Annotated in this window: 16 protein-coding genes; 6 read left to right on the top strand and 10 right to left on the bottom strand. The window is 68.0% G+C overall.

The annotated features are described in order from the left end of the window. Window positions 1-70: 70 nt before the first annotated feature. The 7 genes from phoB to SJY20_RS12770 form a co-directional block, all read right to left on the bottom strand. The gene (gene phoB, locus SJY20_RS12800) at window positions 71-763 is read right to left on the bottom strand and encodes a phosphate regulon transcriptional regulator PhoB (RefSeq protein WP_380787309.1); all 693 of its coding nucleotides are present in this window, start codon (window positions 761-763) and stop codon (window positions 71-73) included. A 1-nt stretch (window position 764) separates the two neighbouring features. Next, window positions 765-1451, bottom strand: coding sequence for a phosphate signaling complex protein PhoU (gene phoU, locus SJY20_RS12795; protein ID WP_380787308.1), 687 nt, complete (start codon window positions 1449-1451; stop codon window positions 765-767). 14 nt (window positions 1452-1465) lie between these two features. After that, entirely contained in the window at window positions 1466-2224 is a 759-nt protein-coding gene (gene pstB, locus SJY20_RS12790) for a phosphate ABC transporter ATP-binding protein PstB (RefSeq protein WP_380788687.1), read from the bottom strand. A 2-nt stretch (window positions 2225-2226) separates the two neighbouring features. Next, window positions 2227-3525, bottom strand: coding sequence for a phosphate ABC transporter permease PstA (pstA, locus tag SJY20_RS12785; RefSeq protein ID WP_380787307.1), 1299 nt, complete (start codon window positions 3523-3525; stop codon window positions 2227-2229). Further along, complete coding sequence (gene pstC / locus SJY20_RS12780; RefSeq protein ID WP_380787306.1) at window positions 3518-4894, bottom strand: phosphate ABC transporter permease subunit PstC; 1377 nt, start codon at window positions 4892-4894, stop codon at window positions 3518-3520. Before pstC ends, pstA begins: the two co-directional genes overlap by 8 nt. Before the next feature lie 166 nt (window positions 4895-5060). After that, window positions 5061-6104: a substrate-binding domain-containing protein gene (locus SJY20_RS12775; RefSeq protein WP_380787305.1), complete on the bottom strand. Its 1044-nt coding sequence runs from the start codon at window positions 6102-6104 to the stop codon at window positions 5061-5063. An 85-nt stretch (window positions 6105-6189) separates the two neighbouring features. After that, window positions 6190-7431: an ATP-binding protein gene (locus SJY20_RS12770; protein WP_380787304.1), complete on the bottom strand. Its 1242-nt coding sequence runs from the start codon at window positions 7429-7431 to the stop codon at window positions 6190-6192. Window positions 7432-7552: 121 nt separating this feature from the next. Between SJY20_RS12770 and SJY20_RS12765 the strand changes: the two genes are divergently transcribed. From SJY20_RS12765 to SJY20_RS12750, 4 genes are read left to right on the top strand one after another with little or no spacing between them, the layout of a single operon-like run. Beyond that, on the top strand, window positions 7553-7966 hold the full coding sequence (locus SJY20_RS12765) for a hypothetical protein (RefSeq protein ID WP_380787303.1): 414 nt from the start codon (window positions 7553-7555) through the stop codon (window positions 7964-7966). Between the two features lie 7 nt (window positions 7967-7973). Next, a complete protein-coding gene (locus tag SJY20_RS12760; RefSeq protein WP_380787302.1) occupies window positions 7974-8261 on the top strand; it encodes an HPr-rel-A system PqqD family peptide chaperone in 288 nt (95 codons plus the stop codon). Beyond that, window positions 8258-9112: an HprK-related kinase A gene (locus tag SJY20_RS12755; RefSeq protein WP_380787301.1), complete on the top strand. Its 855-nt coding sequence runs from the start codon at window positions 8258-8260 to the stop codon at window positions 9110-9112. The genes SJY20_RS12760 and SJY20_RS12755 overlap by 4 nt, the downstream gene beginning before the upstream one ends. Beyond that, window positions 9109-10122: a nucleotidyltransferase family protein gene (locus tag SJY20_RS12750; protein ID WP_380787300.1), complete on the top strand. Its 1014-nt coding sequence runs from the start codon at window positions 9109-9111 to the stop codon at window positions 10120-10122. The genes SJY20_RS12755 and SJY20_RS12750 overlap by 4 nt, the downstream gene beginning before the upstream one ends. Window positions 10123-10208: 86 nt before the next feature. Here SJY20_RS12750 and SJY20_RS12745 read toward each other — a convergent pair whose 3' ends face one another. Next, a complete protein-coding gene (locus SJY20_RS12745; RefSeq protein ID WP_380787299.1) occupies window positions 10209-10583 on the bottom strand; it encodes a hypothetical protein in 375 nt (124 codons plus the stop codon). Beyond that, complete coding sequence (locus SJY20_RS12740; protein WP_380787298.1) at window positions 10580-11254, bottom strand: HAD family hydrolase; 675 nt, start codon at window positions 11252-11254, stop codon at window positions 10580-10582. The genes SJY20_RS12745 and SJY20_RS12740 overlap by 4 nt, the downstream gene beginning before the upstream one ends. A gap of 61 nt (window positions 11255-11315) precedes the next feature. On the opposite strand from SJY20_RS12740, the gene glmU reads away from it, so the two are divergent. After that, window positions 11316-12683, top strand: a complete 1368-nt coding sequence (glmU, locus tag SJY20_RS12735; RefSeq protein WP_380787297.1) for a bifunctional UDP-N-acetylglucosamine diphosphorylase/glucosamine-1-phosphate N-acetyltransferase GlmU — start codon at window positions 11316-11318, stop codon at window positions 12681-12683. 26 nt (window positions 12684-12709) lie between these two features. Beyond that, complete coding sequence (gene glmS / locus SJY20_RS12730) at window positions 12710-14533, top strand: glutamine--fructose-6-phosphate transaminase (isomerizing) (RefSeq protein ID WP_380787296.1); 1824 nt, start codon at window positions 12710-12712, stop codon at window positions 14531-14533. Between the two features lie 92 nt (window positions 14534-14625). Here the strand turns inward: glmS and SJY20_RS12725 are convergent, their stop codons facing one another. Further along, window positions 14626-15228: a Dps family protein gene (locus SJY20_RS12725; RefSeq protein ID WP_380787295.1), complete on the bottom strand. Its 603-nt coding sequence runs from the start codon at window positions 15226-15228 to the stop codon at window positions 14626-14628. Window positions 15229-15381: the final 153 nt, after the last annotated feature.

Here is a 15381-nt window from a genome sequence, read left to right as displayed (position 1 = left end):
ATTAGCACCCCGCCCCAACGCACCAATGCGAAGTTCGGTCCTTCGTTTCGCAACCGATTCCAATTTAGACTTATCCGCCGGTGTCGAGCGAGTATCCGGCCGACCGCACGGTGCGGATGATGTCGGGGCGTTCGCCGACGTTGATGGCCTTGCGCAGCCGCCGGATATGGACGTCGACGGTGCGCGCCTCGATGTCCGAATCGTGACCCCATACCGCGTCGAGCAACCGCTCGCGTGAGAACACCCAGCCGGGATGTTCGAGGAAATGCTTGAGCAGCCGGAACTCGGTCGGCCCGAGCGAGACCACTTCGCCCGAGCGGCGGACCTTGTGGCCGACGGTGTCCATCTCGATGTCGGCATAGCTCAGTGCCTCGCCGGCAAGCGCCGGGCGGACGCGGCGCAGCACCGCGCCGACGCGCGCGACCAGTTCGCGCGGCGAGAAGGGTTTCGTCACATAATCGTCGGCGCCGGTCTCCAGCCCGCGGACCCGGTCCTCCTCCTCGCCGCGGGCGGTGAGCATGATGATCGGGACGTTCTGCGTTTCCGGCGCACGGCGCAGGCGGCGGCATACCTCTAGCCCCGACAGGCCTTCGACCATCCAGTCGAGCAGGACGATGTCGGGCACCTTCTCCTTGGCGAGCAGCAGCGCTTCCTCGCCATCGGGGGTATGCGCGATCTCGAAATCCTCGCGCTTGAAATGCCACATCAGCAGTTCGGCGAGCGCCGCGTCGTCCTCGACCAGCAACATCCGTGCACGTGCCATGTTATCGCTCCTGCTCGCCGCCGCGATCGCGCTCGGCCATCTGAGTGCCGGTCGCCGCGAAATAGACCATCTCGGCGACGTTGGTCGCGTGGTCGCCGATCCGTTCGAGGTTCTTGGCGACGAACAGCAGATGCGCGACCTGGCTGATCGTCTTGGGGTTCTCGACCATGTAGGTGACGAGGGTCCGGAAGATGCTGTCGTAGAAATCGTCGAGCGCGCTGTCGCTCTCGACCACCCGGATCGCGGCGTCGGCATCGCGCGCGGCGAACGCGTCGAGCACCTCGCGGACCATCTCGCTCGCCATCCGTCCCATCGCCGGCAGGATCGAGATCGGCTCGATCCGGTGCTCGCCGTCGATCTGCGGCACGCGCTTGGCGATGTTCTTGGCATAATCGCCGATGCGTTCGACGACGCCGGCGATCTTCAGCGCGGCGACCACCTCGCGCAGGTCGACCGCCATCGGTGCCCGCAGCGCGATGATCCGGACCGCGAGCCGCTCGACCTCGGATTCGATCGCGTCGATCCGCTTGTCCTCGGCACGGACCTGCTGCGCGAGGTCGAGGTCGTTGCGGACCAGCGCCTGCATCGCCTTGGCGATTGCATCCTCGGCGAGCCCGCCCATCTGCGAAATCAGGCCCCGGAGCTGCCCGATGTCGTTGTCGAAGGCTTTGACGGTATGGGTGTTCATGGTCGTCCCTCCACTCAACCGTAGCGGCCGGTGATGTAGTCCTTGGTGCGTTCCTCGCGCGGGTTGGTGAAGATGTCGGACGTGTTGCCGTACTCCACCAGCGTGCCGAGATGGAAGAACGCGGTCTTCTGGCTGACGCGCGCCGCCTGCTGCATGTTGTGCGTGACGATGACGATCGCATAGCGGCCGCGCAGTTCGTGGATCAGTTCCTCGATCTTGGCGGTCGCGATCGGATCGAGCGCCGAACACGGCTCGTCCATCAGGATGACTTCGGGATCGACCGCGATCGCGCGGGCGATGCACAGCCGCTGCTGCTGGCCGCCCGACAACGCGGTGCCGCTGTCGGCCAGGCGATCCTTGACCTCGTCCCACAGCCCGGCACGGCGCAGCGACTTCTCGACGATGCGGTCGAGATCCGCCTTGGCGCCGGCGAGGCCGTGGATGCGCGGGCCGTAGGCGACGTTCTCGTAGATCGATTTGGGGAACGGATTGGGCTTCTGGAACACCATGCCGACGCGCGCGCGCAGCTGCACGACGTCCATGTCGGGGGCGTAGATGTCATGCCCGTCGAGCTGGATGTCACCGGTCACGCGGGCGCTGGCGACGGTGTCGTTCATGCGGTTCAGCGTCCGCAGGAAGGTCGACTTGCCGCAGCCGGACGGGCCGATGAAGGCGGTGACCTCGTCCTGGTCGACGTCGATCGAGACGTCGTCGATCGCGAGCTTGTTGCCGTACGACACGCAGACGTTCCGCGCGGTCATCTTGGGTTTCATGGTCACCAGCGGGTCTCGAATTTGTTGCGGAGGTAGATCGCGACGCCGTTCATCGCGAGCAGGAAGACGAGCAGGACGATGATCGCCGCCGAGGTCTTTTCGACGAAGCCGCGGCTGACCTGGTCCGACCAGAGGAAGATCTGCACCGGCAGCACGGTCGCGGGATTGTCGAGGCCCGACGGCGGCGCGGCGATGAACGCGCGCATGCCGATCATCAGCAGCGGCGCTGTTTCGCCCAGCGCGCGCGCCATGCCGATGATCGTGCCGGTAAGGATGCCGGGCAGCGCGAGCGGCAGGACGTGGTGGAACACCACCTGCACCGGCGACGCACCGATACCGAGCGCGGCATCGCGGATCGACGGCGGCACCGCCTTGATCGCGTTGCGCCCGGCGATGACGATCACCGGCATCGTCATTAGCGCGAGGGTCAGGCCCCCGACGATCGGCGCCGAGCGCTGCATCCCGAAGGTGCCGAGGAAGACCGCGAGGCCGAGCAACCCGAAGATGATCGACGGGACCGCGGCGAGGTTGTTGATCGAAACCTCGATCAGGTCGGTCCAGCGGTTCCGCGGCGCATATTCCTCGAGGTAGAGCGCCGACAGCACGCCGATCGGGAAGGCGAGCAGCAGCGTCACCACCATCGTCAGCAGCGATCCCTTGAACGCGCCCCAGATGCCGACGCGGGTGGCGTCGGTGGAGTCGGCGGCGGTCAGGAACGTCATGCTCAGCGCGCTGGAGATCGCGCCACGCGCCTGCAGATGCGCGAGCGACGCTTCGGCCTGCGGCGTGCCGTTGCCCTTGGCTGCGACGTCGATCGGGCTGGAGACGGGAACCTCGAACACCGACTTGCGCTGCAACAGGGTCGGATCCGCCTTGATCGCGTCGCGCACCGCCATCCACGCGCCGTCGGAGAGGAGCTCGGCGCCGTCCTTGCCGAACGCCTTCGTCGCTGCGCTATCGACTGCACCCTCCAGATTGGCGGATGCGAGCGCGAGGTCGGCGCCGCGACCCTGCAGCCGCGCGGGCTCGACGGGCAGCTTCACTGCGGCGAAATCGATCGGGAGCGCGACGCGCGTCTCGGTGAACCCGGTCGCGCCCTGCATCAGCATCGAGACCAGCAGGAAGGCGAGGAAGCTCGCGGACAACCATACCGCCGCCATCCCGGCGAAGCGGAACCGCCGTTCGGAGGCGTAGCGACGGCGGATGCGACGCTGCATCGACTGCGTCGTCCAGTCGGTCGGCATGCGCTCGACGGGCTCGGCCGGGCTGACCGGCAGCTGGGGGACGAGCGACTCAGTCATAAGCTTCGCGGTACCGTTTGACGACGCGCAGCGCGACGATGTTGAGGAGCAGCGTGACCACGAACAGCGTCAGGCCCAGCGCGAACGCGGCGAGCGTCTTGGGGCTGTCGAACTCAGCCTCGCCGGTCAGCAGGTCGACGATCTGCTTGGTGACGGTGGTGGTGCTGGCGAACGGGTTGAGCGTCAGCGTCGCCACCCCCGATGCGGCCATCACGACGATCATGGTCTCGCCGATCGCGCGGCCGACCGCGAGCAGCACGCCGCCGACGACGCCGGGCAACGCGGCGGGCAACAGCACGCGGCGGATCGTCTCGGATGATGTCGCGCCCATCGCCAGGCTGCCGTCGCGCATCGACGACGGCACCGCGGCGATCGAATCATCCGCCATCGAGGACACGAACGGGATGATCATGATCCCCATCACGAGCCCTGCGGCGAGCGCGCTTTCGGAACTTGCCCAGCTGATCCCGAGCCACACCGCGAAGTCACGCACAGCCGGGGCGACCGTCAGCGCGGCGAAATAGCCGTAGACGACGGTCGGCACGCCCGCGAGCACCTCGAGGATCGGCTTCATCCATTTGCGCGTGTTCGGCGCGGCGTATTGCGTCAGGTAGATCGCGCTCATCAGGCCGAAGGGAATGGCGACGATCATCGCGATCACCGCGCCGATGAAGAAGGTACCCCAGAACAACGGCACCGCGCCCAGCGACGCGCCAGGGTCGCGTGCGTCGATCACCTGCGGGCTCCAGTGCGTCCCGAACAGGAAGTCGCCGATCGGCACCACCGAGAAGAAGCGCGTCGATTCGTACAGCAGCGACGCGACGATGCCGACCGTGGTGAGGATCGCGATCAGCGACGCCGCCAGCAGCAGCAGCATGACGACGCGCTCGACCTGGCTGCGCGCGCCGAAGCCCGGGCGGACCCGGGTGAAGGCGAACGCGCCGCCGGAAAAGGCGAGCAGCAGCGCCAGCGCGGTCGCGATCCAGTCGAACCGCGACTGTGCTGCGGCATAGGCTGGGGCGAGCGTTCGTGCGAGCTGGTGGAACGCGCCGTAGCTGTGGCCCTCGGCAAGGCTGCGGGCTTCGGACAGGATCGAGGCGCGGTCGAAGCCGGGCGGGGGGAGCTGTACCGCCGCGGGGGTGCCGAGCACGGTGTCGGTTACCAGCGCCGGGGATACCAGGCTCCAGGCGATCAGGAAGACCAGCGGCGGGACCATCGTCCACAGCGCGACGAACCAGCCGTGATGGCTGGGGAGCGAACTGAACCGGGCGGTGGTGCCGACGCGGAACCGCGTGGCGCGCACGCGGGCGGTGAGCCAGCCGATCAGGCCGAGTCCGAGAACGAGGAAGAGGAGCGCGAGCGCGGACATCAGGCGGTCGCCCCGGCGTAATTGAGCGCGACAACCGCACCACACGCTCCGTCATCCTGAACTCGTTTCAGGATCCATAGGGCGGCAGGCGCCTCCGATCGTGGTGTGTGCCGCCCGATGGATCCTGAATCGAGTTCAGGATGACGGGGGAGGGGAAGGGGCATCATCACTTCAACACCGCCGGATCGAGCACGGTCTCGGCCTTCACGATCGCCGCCGACCGCGCCTGGACGTCCGCCGGCGCCGCGATCAGGCCGCGTTTCACGAGTGGGCCGGTCGCGCTCCAGTTCGCTGCGTAGAGTTTCAGTAAGTTCCGCAGCCTCGGGATCGCGCTCAGATGCGCCTTCTTCACATAGATATACAGCGGCCGTGACCCCGGATACTGGTTGTCCGCGATCGTCGCATAGGTCGGGGCGACGCCCGAAATCCTGACGCCGTTCACCGAATCCTTGTTCTCTTCCAGATAGCTGTAGCCGAACACGCCGATCGCGTTGGGGTTCGACTGCAGCTTCTGGACGATCAGGTTGTCGTTCTCGCCAGCGTCGACATAGACGCCGTCCTCGCGGACCCGCGTGCACAGCGCCTTGTGCGCCTCCGGATCGGATTTCGCGAGCGGGGTGGCGGATGGGTCGAACGCCTCGCACCCCTTGGTCAGGATCAGCTCGGCGAGCGCATCGCGGGTGCCGCTGGTCGCTGGCGGCCCGTATACCTGGATCGGCACCGCGGGCAGCGCGGGATTGACGTCGCGCCACACCCTCGCCGCGTTGGGCTTGCCGCCGGGGTTGGCCGCCAGCGCGCGGTAGAGATCGGTCGGGGTCAGGGCCATCTTCGCGCCGTTCTTGGCCTCGGCGAACGCGATGCCATCGATGCCGACCTGGATTTCGAGGATCTGGCTGACGCCGTTCTTGGCACACTGCGCATATTCGCTGGCCTTCATGCGGCGCGAGGCATCCTCGATATCGGGATGTGCGGCGCCGACGCCGGCGCAGAACAGCTTCATGCCCGCGCCGGTCCCGGTCGATTCGATCACCGGTGCCTTGGCATCGGGATCGTTCGCGACCAGCTGTTCGGCGATCATCGTGGTGAAGGGGTAGACCGTCGACGATCCGACCGCGGTGATCTGGTCGCGCGAGCCCGCGCCGCCGCCATTCGCCTGATCGACGCATCCGCTCAGGACGCTACCGCCAAGGGCGATGCCGAGCGCCGTCATTCCAGAAAACCAAACTCGACGCACCGCAATCCCCGTTCCGGGATCGGCCCTACCGCCCCACGACAGCGTCCGTGTGACAGTAAAGTTACCCTTTTGTGACAGCGTCTTTTGCAGGGGCTTTGGTTGGGGCCTTGGCGGGGGGAAGAATGACCATCACGGTGGTGCCGACGCCGACCTGGCTGACGATGTCGAGCCGGCCGCGATGGCGCTCGACGATGTGCTTGACGATCGCGAGGCCTAGCCCGGTGCCGCCGACCGAACGGCTGCGGCCGGCGTCGGCCCGGTAGAAGCGTTCGGTCAGCCGGGGGATGTGGACGGCGGCGATGCCTTCGCCCTGGTCGCGTACCGACAGCCGCACCATCCCCGAATTGTCGCGGCGCAGCGAAATCGTCACGGGCGTACCGGCGCGCCCGTATTTCATCGCGTTGCCGATCAGGTTGTGGAGCATCTGCGACAATTGCACGCGGTCTCCCGATACCGAGGGCACCGCCGGGTCGACCAGATCGACCAGGTCGCGTCCGCGTTCGCCGGCGCCATCCGCCAGTTCGGCGCGGACGTCGGCGACCAGCGCGGCCAGATCGACCGGGTTGTCGGGCAGGCGGTATTTCTCCGCCTCGATCCGCGACAGCGAGATCAGGTCCTCGATCAGCCGCAGCATCCGCTGCGCTTCGTCGTCCATGACTTTCAGGAAGCGGGTGCGGACCATCGCATCCTCGCCCGCCTCGTCGCTCAGCGTCTCGATGAAGCCGAGGATGGAGGCGAGCGGCGTGCGCAGTTCGTGGCTGGCGTTGGCGACGAAATCGACGCGCATTCGCTCGGCGGCATAGTTGCCGGTCTGGTCGATGAGGTGGACGATGCGCTGGCCGTCCGACGCCTGGCCGACGCGCATTTCCCAGCGTTGTTCGCGATTTCCCAGGCCGACCAGCTCGATCGCGCGCTCGATGCCGAGCGGCTGCGGCGCGGACAGATGCTCGGCGGCGGCGGGATGGCGGATCGCGACGCGGGCGTCGTCGCCGACGATATACTGGCCGAGCAGGTCGCGCGCCGCGGTGTTGGCGACCGAGACGCGGCCGTCGCGGATCAGCATGACCGGCTCGATGATCGCGTCCAGCACTTCGTCGAGGATCGAATGCGACGGAGGCGGCGGCACCGCGGGCGTCTCGGTCGCATCGTCGCCGGTGCCGGCGGCGACCAGCGCGGCGGCGACCCCGCCGACCAGCGTCACGATCGCGCCCTGGATATCGCCGGTGATCGCCAGCACCGCACCTGCGGCGATGACGACGACGACGATCGCCCAGAAGGTGCGCAGGCCAAAACCGGATAACATAAGATAGCTCCTACGATATCCGGTGTACGCCGCGCCAGCCCGTCCCGGTTCGGTACGGCGTGCGGGTTCGCCTTGTCACGTCTTCAGGATTATGAAAGGGCTTCTGCGTAGCGGGGGCAGCATGAGCGACGATACGCGATCCGAGAATGACGGCCCCGAGGCCGCAGCGAGCCCGACGCGGCGCCTGCTGATGCTCGGCGCGGTGTCGGCGAGTGCGGTGGTATCGATCCGTCCGGCGCTGGCGCAGACCGCAGGCTCGGTGCTGAACTGCGAGATCCCGATCCCCGATCCCGGTCGCGCCGGCAGCTATATCGATCCGCAGGGCCAGGTCGTCGCATTGGGCACCAAGGGTGCGTTTCCGCCCGCCAGCCGTCCGTTCAAGGGCGAAGAGGTTCGCCGCGCGATCGCCGGCGGCAACAGCCTGCCCGGGACCGAATCCGATCGCAGCCGCGCCTATGTGAATTATATCCGCCGGTTGCAGCGCGGCCAGGGCGGCTTCACCTGCTTCGCGTCGTTGCAGATGCCGCGGGGCTGAGCCCGCGTTGTCCCGCGCGACTGCGGACGTGATCTATAGTGCGCCAGCGGCGGATGCTGTGCTGGTCGCGGCGCTCGATGCGTTCACTGCGGTGTTCCACCGTGCGTCGGGGATCACCCATCTGCTGACCGAGCCGGCGCCGCAGATTCTGGCGGCGCTGGGCGAGGGTGGGTTGACGCTCGACGATTTGCTGGCGCGGCTTGCCGACACCTACGACCTCGCCGATGCCGATCGCGACGCGCTGGCCGCGCGGCTCGACGAGCTGGTGGTCGCGGGGCTCGTCGCGGCGGCATGAGGCACGCCTTCGCCGTCCGCATCGGCCCGGTCGGTTTTCGCATCGGCTCCGACTGGCGCGCGCCGATCGCGGCGCTGGAGACGCTGTACCGCGACTATCCGACGCCCGGCGTGCCCGACTTCACCGTGCGGCTGTTCGCGCGGCGACCGTGGCGAAAGGTGTTGCGGCCGTCGGTCGAGATCGGCGGCGATTACATGCTGCCCGAGGCGGCACCGCTGCCGCTGTCGCAGGGGCTGCTCGCCGCCGAGATGGCGATGAATTTGCAGATGGCGCTGGGGGGACGCCGCTACCTGCTGTTGCACGCCTCGGCAGTCGAGCGCGACGGACGCGCGGTGCTGATGACCGGGATATCGGGCGCGGGAAAATCGACGCTCGCCAGCCTGCTGGCGGCACGCGGCTGGCGGTTCATGGGTGACGAGTTCGCGCTGCTCGATCCGGTGACCGGGCTGGTCCACGCCTTCCCGCGGCTGATCAGCCTGAAGAACGAGGGCATTGCGGCGGCGGTCGCCGCGCAGCCTGACGCGCGGTTCGGGCCGTTGATGCCGGGTACGCCGAAGGGCGACATCCGCCACATGGTCCCCGACGCGCGCGCGATCGCCGCCATGGACGTGCCCGCCGCCCCCGCGCTGTTGCTGTTCCCGCGTTTTGGGTTCGAGGCTGCGGTGCGCGCTGTGCCACCCGCGGAAGCGTTCGTGCGGATGACGCAGGCGTCGACCAACTATGTCGCGCTGGGCGAGGCCGGGTTCGCCGGGCTGACTGGATTGATCGGCGCGGTGCCGTCGCTGGCGATCGATTATCCCGACGGCGCGAGCGCGGTGGCGCAGGTGGAGGCGTTGTGGGACGCGCTTTGACCGGCGCCTGGCCGCTGGCGCGGGCGCTCGCCCATCCGGCGACTACGGCGGGGCTGGATGCCGCGGGCTGGACCGCGCTGATCACGATGGCCCGCGCGGAGCAGTTGATCGGGACGCTGGCGTTGCGGCTCGACGGGCTGCCGATGCCGGCTTCGGTCGCGCGGATTCTGGAGGATGCGCGTGGCAGCGCCGAGCATGGCCGGCGCGCAGCCCTGTGGGAGGCGAAGATGGCGCGGCGTGCGCTGGCGCCGCTCGGCTGTGCGGTCGTGCTGCTGAAGGGCACGGCGTTCGCTGCGGCCGGGCTGCTTGCGGGGCGGGGGCGGTCGATCGGCGATCTCGATATCCTGGTGCCGCGCGCCGATCTCGATGCGGTGGAGGCGGCGTTGCTCGGGGCGGGGTGGGAATGGGTGAAGCCCGATCCCTATGACGACGCCTATTACCGGCGCTGGATGCACGAACTGCCGCCGCTGATCCACCGCGAGCGCGACAGGATGATCGATGTCCACCACACCATCCTGCCGCCGACCGCGCGGCCGACTCCGGACGCGGACGCGCTGATCGCGGCGCGGGTGGAGCTGGGCAACGGGTTGTCGGTGTTGAACTCGAACGACATGATCGTCCACGCCGACGCGCACCTGTTCGCGGATGGGGATCTGGCAGGGGGCTTGCGCAACCTGTGGGATATTCGCTGCCTGGTCGAAGAATTCGGGACCGAAGGCCTTGCGCTGCGGGCGGCGCACCACGGACTGGCGCGTGAAGTCGCCCGAGCCCTGCGGCTGGTGGCGATCGTGTTCGACGATGGGAAGGCCAGGGGAATCGACCGGGCCTATGTCCGCCGCCTGCTCGCCCGCGACGGCTGGGGTCGGCCTACGCGTCCGTTCACGCGGTTCGCCTTCTACGTTCGGTCGCATTGGCTGCGCATGCCGCCGGCGATGCTGGCGCGGCATTTGTGGATCAAGTGGCGCAAACCTGCGTCATCAGGCCGCCTTCCTTCGTCATCCCGGGCTTGACCCGGGACCCAGGGTTCCGGGCGGCAGCGCCTGGAACCCTGGGTCCTGACTGTCGTCAGGATGACGGTGCGGGGCAACGCGCAGGATCAGTGGAGCGTCTTGCCGACGATGGTGCTGCGCCGGCGGATCGTGCCGACGATCAGCAGCACGACGCAAATCGCGAGCGTGTCCGCGATCCAGTCGCGGATGTCGCAGTCGCGGTGGAGGGCGGGGATCGACTGCATCACCTCGACCAGCGCGCCGAGGAACGACAGGCGCTCGCCGATCCGGACCAGCGACGCGCGGGGATAGGCGAGCGCGGCGAGCAGCGCCATCGTCGAGAACGCCAGCATGTGCTCCGCCTTGTCGCCGAACCGGTCGATCGGCAGATGCGGCGGATTGGGCAGCAGCGCCATCGTCACCGCGATGATGATCGCCACGAACAGCCCGATCCTGAACAGCCAGATCGTCCGCGCGCTCATGCCGCGAGCCTGGTGAGCGTCGGCAGCAGCTCGTGATAGCCGTCGATGATCGCATCGGCGCCGAGTTGCTCGACCGGCTGCATCAGGAAGCCGAAGCTGCAGGCGATCGCCGGCACGCCCGCCGCGTGCGCCGCCTCGATATCGAAGATCGAATCGCCGACGAACGCGGTCCGGCCGCCGCCAGATCGGCGGACCATCTCGTGGATCGGGACCGGCGACGGCTTGGCCTTGCCCGGCCCCATCGTGTCGCCGCCGATCACGCAGGTGAAGCGGTCGAGCAGGCCCAGCTCGACCAGCACCTGCGTCGCCAGCGCCTCCAGCTTGTTGGTCACGACCGCGACCTTCGCACCCCCCGCAGTGAGCGCGTCGAGTGCCTCGAGCGTCCCCGGATACGGCCGGGTCAGCACCGCGATGTTGGCTTCGTAATAGGCCAGCAGCCGCGCATGCAGCAGGTCGAGCGTCGCGGTGTCGCAGCCGCCGGTCGCCGCCATGCCCTGCGCCAGCATGTGGCGTGCGCCACCGCCGATCATCGGCTTGACCTGCTCGACCGTCAGCAGCGGTCGGCCGATCGAGCCGAGCGCGTGGTTCACCGCTGCGGCAAGGTCGCCGCTGGTGTCCAGCAATGTCCCGTCGAGGTCGAACCCGACGATATCGAATGAAAAGTGCGTCATCCGGGCTCGCGTGCCAGCCGCGCTATGGAATTGGCAAGGCTTTCGTGGCAGCGCGGTCGGTATGTCAGACGCAGCCCCCGCCGCCGATCTAGCCGTCGTGATCCTCGCCGCCGGCAAGGGTACGCGGATGAAGTCCGACCTGCACAAGTTGCTCCACCCGATCGCCGGGCGGCCGATGCTGCTGCACCTGATCGCCAGCGCTGCCGAATTGTCGCCGGCGCGGACCGTCGTCGTCACCGGCGCCGGGCGCGAGCAAGTCGAGGCCGCGGTGACGCCGTTCGGGATCGCTACCGCGCTGCAGGCCGAACAGCTCGGCACCGGTCATGCCGTCGCGCAGGCACGGGATGCGCTGGCCGGTTTTTCGGGCGATGTGCTGATCCTGTACGGCGACGTGCCGCTGGTCGGCGCGGCGACGATGCGGCGGATGGTCGACCGGCTGCACGGCGACGACACGCCCGCCGCGGTCGTGCTCGGCTTCCGCCCTGCCGATCCGGGCGCTTACGGCCGGGTGATCGCCGATGCGGCGGGGCGGATCGCGCGGATGGTCGAATACAAGGACGCATCGGCGGAGGAACGCGCGGAAACGCTGTGCAATTCGGGGCTGATGGCGGTGCGGTCCGACGACCTGTTCGCGCTGCTCGACCGCGTCGGCAACGACAATGCCGCGGGCGAATACTACCTGCCCGACATCGTCATGCTCGCCGCCGCCGATGGCCGCGCATCCGCGGTTATCGAGACCGCTGCCGCCGAGGTTGCGGGCGTCAACAGCCGCGGCGAGCTCGCCGGCGTCGAGGCTGCGTGGCAGGCGACCCGCCGCGCCCGCGCGATGGCCGACGGCGCGACGCTGATCGCGCCGGACACCGTCTGGTTCGCGCACGACACCGTGATCGGCCGCGATGTCGTGATCGAGCCCAACGTCGTGTTCGGCCCGGGGACCCGGGTCGGCGACGGCGCGACGATCCACGCCTTCAGCCATATCGAGGGCGCCACCATCGGCGAACGCGCGGAGGTCGGCCCCTACGCCCGGCTGCGCCCGGGTGCGGTGATGGGCGTGGCGTCGAAGGTCGGCAACTTCGTCGAGATGAAGAAAGCGGTGCTCGGCGACGGCGCCAAGGCGAGCCACCTCACCTATCTGGGCGATGCGGAGATCGGCGCCGGCGCGAACATCGGCGCGGGGACGATCACCTGCAACTACGACGGGTATTTCAAGGCGAAGACCATCATCGGTGCGGGCGCGTTCATCGGGTCGAACTCGGCGCTGGTCGCGCCCGTGACGATCGGCGCGGGCGCTATCGTCGCTGCCGGATCGGTGGTGACGCGGGACGTTGCCGCCGACGCGCTGGTCCTGGTCCGTCCGCCACAGACCGAAAAGCCGGGCTGGGCGAAACAATTTCGCGAGCGCATGATCCTTCGCAAGGCTGCGAAGTGACATCCGCTCTTGGGAGTATGATCTGAATGTGCGGAATCGTTGGCATCCTGAGCACCGAAGACGTCGCCGAGCGATTGCTCGACGGGCTGCGGCGGCTCGAATATCGTGGCTATGATTCGGCGGGCATCGCCACCGATCACGACGGCCAGATCGAACGGCGGCGGGCGTCGGGCAAGCTCGTCAACCTTGCGACCGAACTCGCTGCGCATCCGTTGCCCGGCAAGACCGGGATCGCGCACACCCGCTGGGCGACGCATGGCGGTCCGACCACCAACAACGCGCATCCGCATGCGACGGCCGAAGTCGCGGTGGTCCACAACGGCATCATCGAGAACTTCAAGCCGCTGCGCGAGGAACTGATCGCGCGTGGCCGGGTGTTCACCAGCGAGACCGATACCGAGGTCGTCGCGCACCTGATCAGCGAGAAGGTCGAGGCGGGGATGGACCCGGTGTCGGCGGTCCGCGACGTGCTGCCGCGGTTGCACGGTGCGTTCGCGCTCGCGATCCTGTTCCGCCAGCACCCCGACCTGCTGATCGGCGCGCGCCTCGGTTCGCCGCTGGTCGTCGGGCACGGCGACGGCGAGATGTATCTCGGCTCCGACGCATTGGCACTCGCGCCGCTGACGCAGCGGATCGCGTATCTCGACGAGGGCGACTGGGTGGTCCTGACCCGCGACGGCGCGCAGGTCTATGACCGCGACAATGCGCCCGTCGAACGCGCGATCACGATCTCCGGCATCACCGGCGAACTGGTGTCGAAGGGCAACTACCGGCATTACATGCTCAAGGAGATCTACGAGCAGCCGATCGTCGTCGCGCAGACGCTGCGGTCGTATCTGAAGCGGATGGAGGGCGAGGTCTCGCTGCCGATCCCGGAGTTCGACCTGTCGAGCATCAAGCGCGTGACGATCGTCGCGTGCGGGACCAGCTTCTATGCCGGGATGGTCGCCAAATACTGGTTCGAACAGTTCGCGCGCGTTCCCGTCGATCTCGATGTCGCATCCGAGTTCCGCTACCGCGCGCCGGTGATGGAGGATGGCGGGCTCGCGCTGTTCATTTCGCAATCCGGCGAGACCGCGGACACGCTGGCGGCACTGCGCCACGCGAAGGCCGAGGGGCAGAAGATCGCGGTCGTCGTCAACGTGCCGACCAGTTCGATGGCGCGCGAGGCGGACCTGTTGCTGCCGACGCATGCCGGGCCCGAGATCGGCGTCGCGTCGACCAAGGCGTTCACCTGCCAGCTCGCGGTCCTCGCCGCGCTGGCAGCGAACCTGGCCAAAGCGAAGGGTCTGCTGAGCGTCGAGCAGGAGCGCGATATCGTCCGTCACCTGGCCGAGGCGCCCGCCGCGCTCAACGGTGCGCTGGCATATGACGAGGCGATCCAGGCTATGTCGGGGGTGATCGCGGTTGCGCGGGACGTGCTCTACCTTGGCCGCGGGACGGATTACCCGCTGGCGCTGGAAGGTGCGCTGAAACTGAAGGAAATCAGCTACATCCATGCCGAAGGCTATGCGGCTGGCGAGATGAAGCATGGTCCGATCGCGCTGATCGACGAGAACGTGCCGGTGATCGTGATCGCGCCATCGGGGCCGTTGTTCGACAAGACCGTCAGCAACATGCAGGAGGTGCAAGCGCGGGGCGGCAAGGTCGTGCTGATCAGCGACTATGACGGCATCCAGGCGGCGGGTGACGGCTGCGTCGCGACGATCACGATGCCGAAAGTGCATCCGCTGATCGCGCCGCTGGTCTATGCGGTCCCGGTGCAGCTGCTGGCGTACCATGTTGCTGTCGCGAAGGGCACGGACGTGGACCAGCCGCGGAATCTGGCGAAGAGCGTGACGGTCGAATAGCCCCTTTGTTCTCCCGCGAAGGCGGGAGCCCAGGGTTTCGAACGATACCGCCCGGAACCCTGGGCCCCCGCTTTCGCGGGGGAACGGTGCGGTTACTTGTCGCCGCGCAGCAGTTCGGTCGCGGCGAGATGCTCTGCCAGGAACCACACCTGCGGTTCGCCGGTGCGGATGATGTTGCTGACCAGCAGGTCGTTGGTGCCGTCGTCACCCGATTCATCGGCCTGTTCGGCACCCTCGTGCGCCTGGCGCAGGATGATCTCGTGCGCTTCGAGCAGGCGTGCGATCTGCGTCGGGACGTCCTCGCGGCCCTTGGGCGGGCGGGGGATGCGGGTCATCTCGGCGACGTCGGGCGCCATCGCGATGCTGATGCCGCCCAGCGCCATGATCCGCTCGGCGATCATGTCGACGAGCTCGGCCTGCGCCTCGTAATGCGTGTCGAGCAGCAGGTGCAGCTGGTAGAAGGTCGCACCCGACATCTGCCAATGATGCTTCTTGTACATGTCGCGCAGCGTCATGGTGTCGGCGAGGACCTGGTTCAGGATCGCCACGCTCTGCGCGCGGGCATTGTCCTCCAGCGCGATCGGCAGGCTCTTCAGCGTGCCGTAAGGCTGGATCTCGCGATACTCGACCTTGTACTGCGGCTGCGCTTCGGCATCCGCGGGCGTCTTGTCGACCTTGAGCGGCTTCTTGGCCATGGGATATCCTGTCTGATCGAGTGTGGAGGGACCGGCCTAGCGATCGGTCGTGACGGTGTAACGCGATCCCGCCGGTTTTCGATCCGGTTTCGCTGTTCGCGCCTGCAGCGGAAGCGCAGTTTCCCGACCAGGCCTGGGGGCAGGCGAGGGGGG

The organism is Sphingomonas sp. R86521, assembly GCF_042466235.1.
Taxonomy (GTDB): domain Bacteria; phylum Pseudomonadota; class Alphaproteobacteria; order Sphingomonadales; family Sphingomonadaceae; genus Sphingomonas.
Note: the sequence above shows the minus strand (reverse complement) of the source record. Positions and strands in the feature narration are given on the sequence as shown.

What these genes read in the sequence shown, in the direction of transcription:
- SJY20_RS12745 (WP_380787299.1), bottom strand. Translation starts at nt 10,583, where the DNA reads ATGAGCGCGCGGACGATCTGGCTGTTCAGGATCGGGCTGTTCGTGGCG.
- glmU (WP_380787297.1), top strand. Translation starts at nt 11,316, where the DNA reads ATGTCAGACGCAGCCCCCGCCGCCGATCTAGCCGTCGTGATCCTCGCC.
- SJY20_RS12725 (WP_380787295.1), bottom strand. Translation starts at nt 15,228, where the DNA reads ATGGCCAAGAAGCCGCTCAAGGTCGACAAGACGCCCGCGGATGCCGAA.
- SJY20_RS12740 (WP_380787298.1), bottom strand. Translation starts at nt 11,254, where the DNA reads ATGACGCACTTTTCATTCGATATCGTCGGGTTCGACCTCGACGGGACA.
- SJY20_RS12765 (WP_380787303.1), top strand. Translation starts at nt 7,553, where the DNA reads ATGAGCGACGATACGCGATCCGAGAATGACGGCCCCGAGGCCGCAGCG.
- pstB (WP_380788687.1), bottom strand. Translation starts at nt 2,224, where the DNA reads ATGAAACCCAAGATGACCGCGCGGAACGTCTGCGTGTCGTACGGCAAC.
- phoU (WP_380787308.1), bottom strand. Translation starts at nt 1,451, where the DNA reads ATGAACACCCATACCGTCAAAGCCTTCGACAACGACATCGGGCAGCTC.
- SJY20_RS12755 (WP_380787301.1), top strand. Translation starts at nt 8,258, where the DNA reads ATGAGGCACGCCTTCGCCGTCCGCATCGGCCCGGTCGGTTTTCGCATC.
- pstA (WP_380787307.1), bottom strand. Translation starts at nt 3,525, where the DNA reads ATGACTGAGTCGCTCGTCCCCCAGCTGCCGGTCAGCCCGGCCGAGCCC.
- SJY20_RS12770 (WP_380787304.1), bottom strand. Translation starts at nt 7,431, where the DNA reads ATGTTATCCGGTTTTGGCCTGCGCACCTTCTGGGCGATCGTCGTCGTC.
- SJY20_RS12775 (WP_380787305.1), bottom strand. Translation starts at nt 6,104, where the DNA reads ATGACGGCGCTCGGCATCGCCCTTGGCGGTAGCGTCCTGAGCGGATGC.
- glmS (WP_380787296.1), top strand. Translation starts at nt 12,710, where the DNA reads ATGTGCGGAATCGTTGGCATCCTGAGCACCGAAGACGTCGCCGAGCGA.
- phoB (WP_380787309.1), bottom strand. Translation starts at nt 763, where the DNA reads ATGGCACGTGCACGGATGTTGCTGGTCGAGGACGACGCGGCGCTCGCC.
- pstC (WP_380787306.1), bottom strand. Translation starts at nt 4,894, where the DNA reads ATGTCCGCGCTCGCGCTCCTCTTCCTCGTTCTCGGACTCGGCCTGATC.